Consider the following 11,856-nt stretch of genomic DNA (forward strand, 5'->3'; position numbering starts at 1 on the left):
ACGGTTTTTTTGTTATTTCACAGCCTTAACATTTTCCATAAAGGCTTCCAAATATTCAGGTTGTGTTAATTGTTGGTTACAGGTGTCGCTATCATGGCAAATGTAATTGCCTTTTTTCGTGTAGGTTCCGTCACCGCCTGATTTGGTGGTAGCTAGGAACATAGACACATTCGTGATTGTTTGACAGATGGAGCAAACACCTTTAACAATGGTGGGTGAAAGGGTGCCGTGGACGCCGATTAATTTATTTTCTCGATAAGCTAAGATAAATTTTTTCTGAGTCCCAGCGTCGTTCCAACCGACATAGGTATTGTTCCGTAAATCCATGTTTTCCCACTCAGGAATCTTTAACTTTTTCACTTTGCGAAAGACTTTCGTGACTTGTGGTGTTGAAGGTTCTTTAAAGGGCAGCACGGTTTCTTTTAATTCATCTAAATATTTTTCAGCACGTGCGCGTGTTAAACGACGATCCATCACTTTGTCCAACAAAATCGTAACAGCAGGGTGTTCTTCTGGAAATAACCCATTGATTTTTTCGGCACATAGGGCCTGGACAGTTTTGACAGTGGTAGCATCGTTGACAGACGTATAGGTGTTTAGTAACACAGCGACTTGTTCTTTAATTATGTTAAATTGGTAAGGTTGAATAGTTGGGTTCATGATTTTAAATTCCTTTCAAATAGACCGAATACATACGCTGAAAGGCAATTTGTCTCACCAACGTATGTTTAGTGACAGACAACCTCATGTGTTTTTGATAAAGATAGCGTTTGACGTATCATATCATCACCCCCTTTAATGATTGATTTTTTCTATGTAAAAAGTGAAAATAATTGATGAAAGCTTGGTAATTCTAACGCAATTCAAGAAAAAAGGCAAGTTAAACTCGTTTTATTTCCCAATTCAATGTCTGGGGAGTGATAAACTTCTAAAAAAGATACGTGATTTCCTAGATTAATCCTAGGTTATTTGCTACAATAATGAAGAATTAACCAGAGAAAAGGAGAAATTACAATGATTGCAGCAAGCGATTTAAAAGCCGGTATGACTTTTGAGCAAGACGGCAAATTAATTAAAGTAATGGAAGCTAGCCACCACAAACCAGGTAAAGGTAACACGGTTATGCGTATGAAATTAAAAGATGTTCGTACGGGTTCAACAACAGATACAACAATGCGCCCAGATGAAAAAGTGAAAAAAGCGCACATCGATACAAAACCAGTTCAATATTTATACAGTCAAGATGATATGGCTATTTTCATGGATTTAGAAACATATGAACAATATGAAGTACCAACTGCTTTAATTGAAGAAGAACTAAAATATTTATTAGAAAATATGGAAGTAAAAATTCAATTTTATGGTGAAGAAGTCATTGGTTTAACTTTACCAACAACGGTAATCTTACGTGTTGCTGAAACGCAACCTTCAATCAAAGGCGCAACAGTAACTGGTTCTGGTAAACCTGCTACAATGGAAACAGGATTAGTTGTTAACGTTCCAGATTTTGTTGAAGCAGACGAATTATTAGAAATCAATACTGCGGAAGGTACGTATTTAAAACGTGCTAAATAAGTAGCAGAAAAACAGAAGGCTAGCCTTCTGTTTTTTTTGGTCTATTAATTCTTTTACCTATAAGAAAACCATTGGTGTGATAGGAAATAGCAATCGTTAGAATCGTTGACACTAGAAAATGGGAAATGGTATAGTTTGGTCAACACATGACGAAGGAGGAAATCAACCATGACGAAAAAACAAGCTAGCCTTTTTTTAGAAACGGAAAGCTGTTGTTGTATGGTGCAAAATAGTGCAGCATACTCTTTTGTGATGGGGAAAACCTCCGTTATTTCTGAAAAATTGCCTAACACGATTCCTCTCTGAATCTAGACAACCAGAAATAAACAAAAAAGGTGCTGATGCGATCAGCACCTTTTTGTTTTATGTACATGTATTAGAAGGAGGAATTCGCTATGATTGTTCAGTCAATTTTAGACACAATCGGAGCAACACCATTATTTGAATTTACAAGTGAACAATATCCTATGCCAGAAGGCACTAAAATTTATGCGAAACTAGAATATTTGAATCCAGGTGGCAGTGTCAAAGATCGGCTTGGTGTGCATCTTCTCAAAGAAGCAATGAAAACGGGAAAGATAAATCAAGCCACAACAATTATTGAACCGACAGCGGGGAATACAGGGATTGGACTTGCATTAGCTGCCAGTCAACTGGGCCTCAAGACAATCTTTGTTGTGCCAGAAAAATTTAGTCAGGAAAAACAACAGCTGATGCAAGCGTTAGGTGCTAAAATTGTCCCTTCGCCAACAGAGCAAGGGATTGTCGGAGCGATAACTAGTGCCAAAGACTTAGCCAAGGAAATTCCTAATAGTTACGTGCCGTTACAATTTGAAAATCCGGATAATCCTGCTGCTTACTACGAAGGATTAGGACCTGAAATTGTTCAAGACCTAGGCGGGAAGATTACTAGCTTTGTCGCAGGTTTAGGCAGTGGTGGAACGTTTGCAGGTGTTGGCAGATATCTCAAAGAACAAAATAGTAAGACGCAATTATGGGGTGTGGAGCCAGAAGGTTCAATTTTAAATGGCGGACCTGCACACGGACATGAAATCGAAGGTATTGGCGTGGAGTTCGTGCCGCCTTTTCTTAAACAGATTCCTGTGGACGGCTTTTATACCATTTCAGACGAGGATGGTTTTTTCTGGGTCAAACAATTAGCCAAGAAAAGCGCTTTGCTGGTGGGAAGCTCCAGCGGCGCAGCGTTTGCGGCGGCATTAAGAGAGGCGCGCCGCTTACCAGCAGGTAGCACAATTGTAACTATTTTTCCTGACGGTAGTGACCGTTATTTATCAAAAAATATTTATTCTTAGGAGGAAAACTTTTATGAAATTCAATACCAAATTAATTCATGGCGGCATTAGTAAAGATACAACAACAGGTGCAGTGAGTGTTCCTATTTATCAAACGTCAACCTTTGAACAAAACGGCGTGGGCCAGCCCAAAGAATATGAATATTCTCGTTCAGGTAATCCCACACGTCACGCGTTAGAAACCTTAATTGCTGAGTTAGAAGGTGGGAGCCATGGCTTTGCGTTTAGCTCAGGCTTAGCGGGTATTCATGCAATCATTTCTATGTTTGGACCCGAAGATCATATTTTATTAGGTGACGATGTCTATGGGGGCAGTTTCCGTTTATTGGACAAAGTATTTGTAGCAAATGGGTTAAGCTATACGATTGTAAACGCCAGCGACTTAGCAACAATTGAAGCCGCAATTCAGCCAAATACAAAAGCCTTGTTTTTGGAAACACCAAGTAATCCACTGTTAAAAATTACAGATATTGAAGCGGCGGCTAAGCTTGCTAAAAAACATCAGTTGTTAACCATTGTCGATAATACTTTTGCAACGCCTTATTTTCAACGGCCGTTAGCGTTAGGTGCTGATATTGTGGTTCACAGCGGGACAAAATATTTAGGGGGCCATAGTGATGTAGTTTCTGGTTTAGTCGTAACGAATCATTCAGAAAGCGCAGAAAAGATTGCCTTTTTACAAAATGCGATTGGCGCTGTTTTAGGACCACATGATAGTTGGTTGGTCCAACGTAGTTTAAAAACATTAGGCGTCCGGATGGCAGCGCATGCCCAAAATGCTCAAAAAATCGCAGAATTTTTAGAAGCGCATCCAGCTGTAGCAACGGTGTATTATCCAGGACTAGCGAGTCATCCTGGTCACGAAATTGCACAAAAACAGATGTCGGGGTTTAGTGGTATGATTTCTTTTGAATTAGCCAAAGATGAGCAAGTCGTTCCTTTCGTAGAAGCGTTGGAAATTTTTACTTTAGCGGAAAGTTTAGGTGGCGTAGAAAGTTTAATTGAAGTACCTGCCATTATGACTCACGCATCTATTCCCAAGGAAAATCGTGAAGCCGTGGGAATTAAAGATGGACTCATTCGTTTATCTGTAGGAATTGAAGCAGTCGAAGATTTGTTGGCTGATTTAGAAAAGGGATTACAAGCATAAACAAAAGGCCCTCGTCTTTAGACGAAGGCCTTTTGTTTATAATTCTTCTCCATTCGTAGCAATCACTTGTTGATACCAAGCAAACGATTTTTTCTTTCGCCGTTCCAACGTTCCGTGACCATCGTTGTCCTTATCTACATAAATGAAGCCATACCGTTTCTTCATTTCGCCTGTACTAGCGCTCACTAAATCGATGAATCCCCAAGGTGTATAGCCCATCAAATCAATGCCGTCATACGCAACGGCTTCTTTCATCATCTCGATATGTTCACGTAAATAAGCGATTCGGTAAGTGTCGTTAATCGTTCCGTCTGGTTCTAGCTCATCAATAGCACCAAAGCCATTTTCAACAATAAAGAGTGGTAATTCATACCGATCATTGAACCAATTCATTGCATAGCGTAAGCCCATAGGATCGATTTGCCAACCCCAATCAGATGTTGCTACATAAGGATTTCGCACCAAGTCTTTTGCTTCATTGTAGTCAAAAGTAGGGTCCTTTTCTGCACCTTTCACAGCAAACGACATGTAATAGCTAAAGCCAATATAATCAACACAGCCATTAGCCAAATCAGTTAAATCTTCTTCTGTGACATCTAATGAAATGTTTTTTCGTTTCAAATAGCATTGAATTGCACTTGGATAATGACCGCGGACATGAACATCGGTAAACCAATAACGTTTTTGCATTGCGCTAACACTCATCATCATATCCTCAGGATTACAAGAATAAGGATAAATAGGCACCATCGCAATCATACAGCCAATTTGGAAGTCGGGATTGATAGCGTGGCCAATTTTCACTGCACGTGCGCTAGCGACTAGTTCATAATGAGCAGCCTGATACATAATTGCTTCGCGGTCTTCTCCTTCCTGGTAAGTAATACCAGAGTTAGTAAAAGGTGCAAAATCTTCTTCATAATTGGCTTGGTTGTTAATTTCGTTAAAGGTCATCCAATATTTGACTTTTTTCTGGTAACGAGTGAAACAGACTTCAGCAAATTTGACAAAAAAATCAATGACCTGGCGATTGCGAAAGCCGCCATATTTTGTGACTAAATGATAAGGCATTTCAAAGTGAGACAGTGTCACGACTGGCTCAATGCCATTTTTCAAACACTCGTCAAAAAGTGCATCATAAAAACGAAGGCCTTCTTCATTGGGCGTTTCTTCATCTCCGTTAGGAAAAATTCGTGTCCAAGCAATAGAGGTTCGGAAACAATTTAAACCAAGTTCTTTGAATAGTTGAATATCTTCTTGATAGCGATGGTAAAAATCAATCGCTTCATGGTTAGGATAGTGTTCATCTGGTAAAACGCCTGCGGTAATTTTACGAGGAACGCCATGTGCACCGGCAGTCATTACATCCGCCACGCTCACCCCTTTACCGCCTTGGTCCCAGCCTCCTTCTAATTGATGAGCAGCGACAGCGCCGCCCCAAAGAAAATCATTTTTCAAAATTGACATATCGTTTCAGTCCTTTGTTCAAATTTTTATACGTTTTGTGCTTCGACTTTTTCAAGGGTTTCTTCAGTAATTGGTTGATTGGTTTCTTCTGCGTAATTAAGTGCATCCATTTTTTTAGCAAACGGTAAATAGATAAAGAAACTCATCGTTAGTACCACTACTTGAAGCAACGCTGCTTGCCAACCACCAACTAAAAGTCCAGAAATGATTGGAGGAGTAGTCCAGGGAACTTGTACCGCAGTAAAGAGAGGAACCAGTCCTGTGTACAAGGCAAAATATGTCACAACAGAAGAAACAATCGGTGTGATAATGAATGGCACAGCCATGATTGGGTTCATCACGATAGGTGTAGCAAAGACAATTGGCTCGTTAATATTGAAAACAGCTGGCCCAATTGAAAGCCGACCTAATTGCTTGAACTGAGCTGATTTGGCAAAGAAAACCATGAACACGACTAACCCGATTGTCATGCCCGCACCAGTGACCGTTAAAAATTGATCTAAAAATTGTTGTGTAACAATATGGCCGCCATTAGCCAGTGTTAAGTCTTTTCCTGATTTCAAAATTTCGGTGTTTTCTAAAGAGTTTGCTTGTAAAATAGGGCCCATGATACCGCCAACGATTGTTGACCCGTGAACACCAAAAAACCAAAAGAGCGGAATGACAAAACCTAATAGTAATGCGCCACCTAGTGAATCTGTGACTCCTTGAAGTGGTGATTGTAGCACTTCGTAAATAAAGTCAAAGAATGTCGTATTGAAGACTTTATCTAGAAGAATGAAAATTAGCATTGCACCAGTTACAATGACGCTGGCAGGAATTAACGCAGTAAAGGAATTGGCCACATTTTCTGGTACAGCTTCTGGTAATTTGATACGAATATCATGACGTAAAAACCAACTATATACAACGCCGACTAACAAACCAACAATAATAGCTGTAATCATCCCTTTGCCAGCTGTCCAATCTTTGTTGATGACATTGCCAACTACTGCGCCAGAAACCGCATCTTTGACTTCAGATGACATAAACAAAATGAAAACCACCATGGCAATCATACCCGCTGGGAGGCCTTCAAATCCCTCGCTTTTTACATACGAGTAGGCAATACCGATGACCGCAAATAACGACATAATCGCAAAAGATGCACCATATGCTTGATTGAAATAAACGGCCAGGCCACTTGCGTTAACCCATTCAGAAATAGCTGTAACTGGGAAATTCGCTAATAGAAGAAATACGGAACCAACAATGGTAAAAGGCATCGTGTAAAGCATCCCGTTCCGTAAGGCAGTAATTGCTTTGGTATTGACGAATTTTAGTACTGGAGGTAATAATTTCTCGTTAATCCATTCGTTCATAAAAATCTCTCCTTTGAAGAATAATATAAATGCAAATGTATCCGTTTACATATTTACTATATAAGCTTATTTGAAGAAAAAATAGACTTTTGCTTGAATGAGAAACATGTACCAAGAAAAAAAACACAAAAGCTCATGCTGTTTTAGACAGCATGAGCTTTTGTGAAAAACAACTAGGAAGGTGTTTCATCTAGTTCCTTTAAAAGTTGACTTGCTTGATGAGCTAGGAGTTCAATTAAAGCAATGACAGGGATTTGAGTGGTTGTATTGACTGATTTATCTGCAAATGGAGAACGTTCGTCGGGCATATAATAGGAGATGTTGTAGTCAGCCAAGCGGGCAATAGTTGAATGTTGATTGTTGGTAATGCTTAGCACTTTGGCGCCAGCTGTTTTAAAGTCGGTCATTTGTTTAATCATTTCATTGGTTTCCCCAGATACAGACAGAATCAAGGCTAATGTATTTTCAAATCCGCGCTTGGGGATAGGCGTAAAGGGGTCAGCAATACTGTAAGAATTGATATTTAAGTTGGCAAAATAACGACTGCCATAACTACCTAAAATTCCGCTAGTACCAATGCCAGTAAAGGCAACGTGACGTGCTTGAACAATCATTTGAATTGCTGGACGAAGCATTTCGTAATAGGTTTCTTGGTTTAATTTTTTCAAAAAAGCATCGACGTGAACTGTGGCATCATAAAAATTTTCAAACGTTTGTGTTTGTTTGGCTTCTTCTTTCACTGCATATTTTAATTCGGAAAAACCAGCATAGCCCATTTTGTTACAAAATCGTAGAATCGTTGAGGTGGAGACATGACAGGAAGTAGCCAGTTGGCGAATGGTCTGTTGAGGGATTTGGTGCAGGTGTTCCAATACATAATGGTAAACGAGCATTTCTAATTCATTCAAGGTCTGAACCTTCTCTAAGTCAAACAAAGTAATCCTCCTTTATATAAAAACTGAATATGTTATTTTTTTGTGTAAATCAAATACACCAATTCTTATTTTTCTTGAAAAAAATGTAAAATAACTCAATAAAAAGTTTCTTATTTCCTATTTTACAAAAAGTAGCCCAATTATCCTAGTTTTTCTCTTTTTTCTTTTAAAAATAACAATGCGCACCCCTAGAGTTTTTTGTGAAAACAAGCTAAAATAGATAAGAAGAGAAAAGGAGGCGTTGATGTGGCACGGGAAGTAATTTTATTTATTGCAGCGAGTATTGATGGTTTCATTGCGGACAAAGCGGGCGGTGTTGCTTGGTTAGAAGAGAATATTCGTGGCGATGAAGAAGATCGTAGTTACGATGAAATGTATGAAAAAATAGACACTGTGGTAATGGGGCGGACTACTTATGATCAAGTGACACAAGAATTGTCCCCAGATGTGTATTTTTATGAAGACAAGCATTCTTATATCATTACCTCTCATCCAGAACCATCAACTGCTTCAAGAACTTTTACAAAGGAAGATCCCGTCACATTAATTCGTCGTATCAAAGAAGAAGACGGCGCGGGAATTTGGATTGTTGGAGGCCCGAAAGTGGTTCAACCGCTTTTGGCAGCTGATTTAATTGATACCTTCATTTTGACGACAATACCACTGTTTCTGGGTGAGGGCATTGCTCTATACGAGACAATGGATCAATCAATCCCAGTTCGTTTAAAACAGGTTTATCAAAAAAATGAGTTGGTTTATTCGATTTATCAACGTGAAAACAAAAATTAAAAAATAATTATTCGGTTGGGCAAGTTGCTTTCAAGGTTTTGAGTTTCTCATAGGGCGAGAGGAACAAAGCAACAGTTGTCTAGCCGTTTGTGTTGTTTTTGATTGACAAAGAAATGGTAGAGGAGAAAAAAATGAAACATCAGATCAAAAGAAGGTTGTATATTTCACCTGTTCAAACAATTGTCTTAGGCTTTTTTCTATTAATTGTTGTAGGCACAATCTTATTAATGATGCCTTTTTCTGCACAAGCTGGACAAAAAACGCAATGGATTGATGCTTTTTTCGTGGCAACTTCCGCCGTCTGTGTTACAGGGCTTTCGCCTTTGAATACGGCGGAACATTGGAGTCCTATCGGGCAAGTTATTATTATGATTTTGATTGAATTAGGCGGCTTAGGCTTTTTAACCGTTGCCACGATTTTCTTTAGTTTGCTACGGAAAAAAGCGTCACTAAGTGTACGGATGTTGTATCAAGAAGCTTTAAATGTTAGTGAAGTTTCCGGAGTTTTTCGTTTAATGAAATATATTATGAAGTTTGCGGCCATTATTCAATTACTTGGAGCCTTCTTGTTGTCCTTTCAATTTGTGCCAACATTTGGGTGGAAAAAAGGGATGTTTTTTAGTCTCTTCCATGCCGTTTCGGCATTTTGTAATGCTGGCTTTGATTTGCTAGGGGATAGTATGGTTCCTTATCAAAATTCGCCTTATCTTTTACTAGTCATTAGCTTTTTAATTATAGCTGGTGGTTTAGGATTTATTGTGTGGCGCGATATTTTTGCAATGATTAAAGGTTATAAAAATAGAATTAAGCACCGTGTTAGTATTCATACACGTCTTGCTTTAACGGTGACCGCCACCTTTTTAGTCTTAGGGACCGTTATTTTTTACATTTCGGAATATCGCCATTTTCCAGCTGACATGTCTTTTTGGCAGCGTCTTGTCAACAGTTGGTTCTTGTCGGTTACACCAAGAACGGCTGGCTTTTATTCAGTTGATTATTTGAAAATGAGTAATCCAGGCCTGATTGTCACGATTTTGTGGATGTTTATTGGTGGCACTTCAGGATCAACCGCTGGCGGCTTGAAAACCACTACGTTTGGTGTGTTATTTTTACAATTTCGTGCGATTTTTAAAGGGAAACAGCGAGTGGAATTCCATGAACGCACAATTCCTGAGCGAGTAGTGCTCCAAGCGTTTACTTTGTTCTTCTTGGCAACTTTTTTATGTGTAACTGCTTCGGTTATTCTCTCGTTTACAGAAACATTACCTTTAAAAAACGGGATTGAGTATATCGTTTTTGAAGTGGTTTCTGCATTTGGAACGGTTGGTTTAACAATGGGGTTAACACCAGATTTAACTGTTTTTGGTAAACTGGTGATTATTTTTCTAATGTTCGTCGGTCGTGTGGGTGTGTACACGGTGTTATTGTCATTAATTAAGAAAGGCTTGGAAAGTCAGTCGAAAGTTCAATATCCAAAAGAATCAGTGATGATTGGTTAATAGAGAAAGAGGGAAATAGAATGGAATTTTTAGGTATTTTATGTTTGATTTTAATTACAACGACTTTAGCAGGTGTTGCTTGTAAAAGAGTAGGAATTCCTGCGGTAATTGGGCAATTGCTAGTAGGGATTGTGTTAGGTCCAGCGATGTTAAATATTGTGCATCAAGATGTGTTTGTGCATGACTTTTCAGAAATTGGTGTCATTATGTTGATGTTTATTGCTGGAATGGAATGTGAATTGGAATTATTGAAAAAATATGCGAAACCTAGTGTCATGGTTGCTATTTTGGGCATCGTTTTACCGGTTGGTTTTACTATGTTGATTGGTCAGCTGTTTGCTTTTTCTTGGAAAGAAGCTTTTTTCCTTGGGTTAGTTTTAGCAGCAACGTCGGTCAGCATTTCAGTAGAAGTATTAAGAGAGTTGAATGTTTTAAGTAGTAAAGAAGGTGCAACGATTCTTGGAGCTTCTGTCGTTGACGATATCGTGGTCGTGATTATTTTAAGCGTCGCTGTCGGCATGATTGGTGCAAGTACAGGCGGCAATACAGAAGTCAGCTTTATTGTTAAGTTAATTGAACAAGGCTTATTCTTTATTGGGATTTTCTTTTTGGTCCGCTTTATCGCTCCCTATTTACTACGTTTAAGTCAAAAAATGAACATTGGGTCGTCTGTTATTATCATGTCATTGATTATCTGTTTGGGCATGGCTTATTTGGCTGATTTAGTTGGTTTAAGTTCTGTCGTAGGTGCCTTTTTTGCAGGGATTGCTGTGGGACAAACGGATGCAAAAACAGAAATTGATTTCAATATTGAAGCTATTGGCTATGCCGTGTTTATTCCCGTCTTCTTTGCCAGCATTGGCTTATCAGTGACATTTAACACGTTAGGAAAGGATTTACCTTTTATTTTGGTAATGACGATTATGGCGATTTTAACGAAATTACTGGGCGGCGCCTGGGGAGCGAAAATGGTTGGTTTCTCCAATACAAGTTCTTTAATGGTCGGTGCTGGGATGGTTTCGCGTGGGGAAATGGCATTAATCATTGCGCAAATTGGCTACCAATCTAAATTACTTTCAGAAGCGTATTATACGAGCATGATTGTGGTAATTATCTTAACGACCTTAGTTGCACCGTTCTTGTTGAAATACTTTGTTAAAAAACAAGAATCTGCGTTGCAATAAAAAAAGATGAGCAGAAGTTGTTGACAAAAAAATAAAATAGCTATATGATGAGTTCAAGATAAACGACTACGTTTGTAGTCGATAACCTTGAACTCTTTTTTTATTGATGAAGGAGGAATTTAACGAGTATGGCAAAAGATAAATTAGCGACAATTACAGATGCAGAGTGGGAAGTCATGCGGGTTATTTGGACCCAAGGCAAGACCACGAGTCGTGAAGTGCATACACTTTTAAATGAGAAGAAAGAATGGAAATCAACGACCGTCAAGACGTTACTAAGTCGTTTAACAGATAAAGGGTTAGTTGGGACGGAGAAAGCAGGCAATAAATATATTTATTATCCGCTAGTAGAAGAACGTCAGAGCGTTGAAACGGTGGCAGACGAACTTTTAGCCAAGGTGTGCAGCCGTAAAGTTGGTTCCGTGGTAGAAACAATTTTAACAGAGAGTCAGTTGAGTTATGACGATTTGGATCGATTAGAGGAACTCTTGAAAGAGAAGCGCAAGACGGCGGTTGAATCCGTCCCTTGCAACTGTATTCCTGGTCAATGCCAATGTCATTTAATTTAAAAAGGAGTGAAAAA

12 protein-coding genes are annotated in these 11,856 nt (G+C 38.9%); 8 read left to right on the forward strand and 4 right to left on the reverse strand.

Annotated elements, in window-relative coordinates:
* Positions 1 to 12: 12 nt before the first annotated feature.
* Positions 13 to 660 carry a FusB/FusC family EF-G-binding protein gene (locus MKZ30_RS01185; protein WP_002355200.1) on the reverse strand — a complete coding sequence of 216 codons (648 nt, stop codon included), beginning with the start codon at positions 658 to 660 and terminating at the stop codon, positions 13 to 15.
* Between the two features lie 354 nt (positions 661 to 1,014).
* Here MKZ30_RS01185 and efp point away from each other — a divergent pair, with 354 nt between their 5' ends.
* The 4 genes from efp (at position 1,015) to MKZ30_RS01205 (ending at position 4,038) form a co-directional block, all read left to right on the forward strand.
* On the forward strand, positions 1,015 to 1,575 hold the full coding sequence (efp, locus tag MKZ30_RS01190; protein ID WP_002355202.1) for an elongation factor P: 561 nt from the start codon (positions 1,015 to 1,017) through the stop codon (positions 1,573 to 1,575).
* A gap of 168 nt (positions 1,576 to 1,743) precedes the next feature.
* The gene (locus MKZ30_RS01195) at positions 1,744 to 1,881 is read left to right on the forward strand and encodes a hypothetical protein (protein WP_002366057.1); all 138 of its coding nucleotides are present in this window, start codon (positions 1,744 to 1,746) and stop codon (positions 1,879 to 1,881) included.
* 89 nt (positions 1,882 to 1,970) lie between these two features.
* The gene (locus tag MKZ30_RS01200) at positions 1,971 to 2,888 is read left to right on the forward strand and encodes a PLP-dependent cysteine synthase family protein (RefSeq protein WP_002383912.1); all 918 of its coding nucleotides are present in this window, start codon (positions 1,971 to 1,973) and stop codon (positions 2,886 to 2,888) included.
* Positions 2,889 to 2,901: 13 nt separating this feature from the next.
* A complete protein-coding gene (locus tag MKZ30_RS01205; RefSeq protein ID WP_033601151.1) occupies positions 2,902 to 4,038 on the forward strand; it encodes a cystathionine gamma-synthase in 1,137 nt (378 codons plus the stop codon).
* A 36-nt stretch (positions 4,039 to 4,074) separates the two neighbouring features.
* Here the strand turns inward: MKZ30_RS01205 and genA are convergent, their stop codons facing one another.
* The 3 genes from genA to genR all read right to left on the reverse strand — a co-directional run bounded on the left by genA (position 4,075) and on the right by genR (position 7,801).
* Positions 4,075 to 5,505: a 6-phospho-beta-glucosidase GenA gene (gene genA, locus MKZ30_RS01210; protein ID WP_033601150.1), complete on the reverse strand. Its 1,431-nt coding sequence runs from the start codon at positions 5,503 to 5,505 to the stop codon at positions 4,075 to 4,077.
* Positions 5,506 to 5,531: 26 nt separating this feature from the next.
* A complete protein-coding gene (gene genB, locus MKZ30_RS01215) occupies positions 5,532 to 6,866 on the reverse strand; it encodes a PTS sugar transporter subunit IIC (RefSeq protein ID WP_002355207.1) in 1,335 nt (444 codons plus the stop codon).
* A 173-nt stretch (positions 6,867 to 7,039) separates the two neighbouring features.
* Positions 7,040 to 7,801, reverse strand: a complete 762-nt coding sequence (gene genR / locus MKZ30_RS01220; protein ID WP_002362941.1) for a transcriptional regulator GenR — start codon at positions 7,799 to 7,801, stop codon at positions 7,040 to 7,042.
* 246 nt (positions 7,802 to 8,047) lie between these two features.
* Here genR and MKZ30_RS01225 point away from each other — a divergent pair, with 246 nt between their 5' ends.
* From MKZ30_RS01225 to MKZ30_RS01240, 4 genes are all read left to right on the forward strand, one after another.
* Positions 8,048 to 8,590, forward strand: coding sequence for a dihydrofolate reductase family protein (locus tag MKZ30_RS01225; RefSeq protein WP_002419241.1), 543 nt, complete (start codon positions 8,048 to 8,050; stop codon positions 8,588 to 8,590).
* 131 nt (positions 8,591 to 8,721) lie between these two features.
* Positions 8,722 to 10,089 carry a TrkH family potassium uptake protein gene (locus tag MKZ30_RS01230; protein ID WP_010816275.1) on the forward strand — a complete coding sequence of 456 codons (1,368 nt, stop codon included), beginning with the start codon at positions 8,722 to 8,724 and terminating at the stop codon, positions 10,087 to 10,089.
* Between the two features lie 20 nt (positions 10,090 to 10,109).
* Positions 10,110 to 11,273 carry a cation:proton antiporter gene (locus tag MKZ30_RS01235; RefSeq protein WP_002355211.1) on the forward strand — a complete coding sequence of 388 codons (1,164 nt, stop codon included), beginning with the start codon at positions 10,110 to 10,112 and terminating at the stop codon, positions 11,271 to 11,273.
* A 128-nt stretch (positions 11,274 to 11,401) separates the two neighbouring features.
* A complete protein-coding gene (locus MKZ30_RS01240) occupies positions 11,402 to 11,842 on the forward strand; it encodes a CopY/TcrY family copper transport repressor (RefSeq protein WP_002379040.1) in 441 nt (146 codons plus the stop codon).
* The last annotated feature ends 14 nt before the right edge of the window (positions 11,843 to 11,856 follow it).

Origin of the sequence: Enterococcus sp. LX10, assembly GCF_023539285.1 — a bacterium.
In the GTDB taxonomy this organism is placed as follows: domain Bacteria; phylum Bacillota; class Bacilli; order Lactobacillales; family Enterococcaceae; genus Enterococcus; species Enterococcus faecalis.

Excerpts from the sequence above, each read along its gene's own strand:
- MKZ30_RS01230 (WP_010816275.1), top strand. The coding sequence starts at position 8,722 with ATGAAACATCAGATCAAAAGAAGGTTGTATATTTCACCTGTTCAAACA.
- MKZ30_RS01240 (WP_002379040.1), top strand. The coding sequence starts at position 11,402 with ATGGCAAAAGATAAATTAGCGACAATTACAGATGCAGAGTGGGAAGTC.
- MKZ30_RS01185 (WP_002355200.1), bottom strand. The coding sequence starts at position 660 with ATGAACCCAACTATTCAACCTTACCAATTTAACATAATTAAAGAACAA.
- efp (WP_002355202.1), top strand. The coding sequence starts at position 1,015 with ATGATTGCAGCAAGCGATTTAAAAGCCGGTATGACTTTTGAGCAAGAC.
- MKZ30_RS01195 (WP_002366057.1), top strand. The coding sequence starts at position 1,744 with ATGACGAAAAAACAAGCTAGCCTTTTTTTAGAAACGGAAAGCTGTTGT.
- MKZ30_RS01235 (WP_002355211.1), top strand. The coding sequence starts at position 10,110 with ATGGAATTTTTAGGTATTTTATGTTTGATTTTAATTACAACGACTTTA.
- MKZ30_RS01200 (WP_002383912.1), top strand. The coding sequence starts at position 1,971 with ATGATTGTTCAGTCAATTTTAGACACAATCGGAGCAACACCATTATTT.
- genA (WP_033601150.1), bottom strand. The coding sequence starts at position 5,505 with ATGTCAATTTTGAAAAATGATTTTCTTTGGGGCGGCGCTGTCGCTGCT.
- MKZ30_RS01205 (WP_033601151.1), top strand. The coding sequence starts at position 2,902 with ATGAAATTCAATACCAAATTAATTCATGGCGGCATTAGTAAAGATACA.
- genB (WP_002355207.1), bottom strand. The coding sequence starts at position 6,866 with ATGAACGAATGGATTAACGAGAAATTATTACCTCCAGTACTAAAATTC.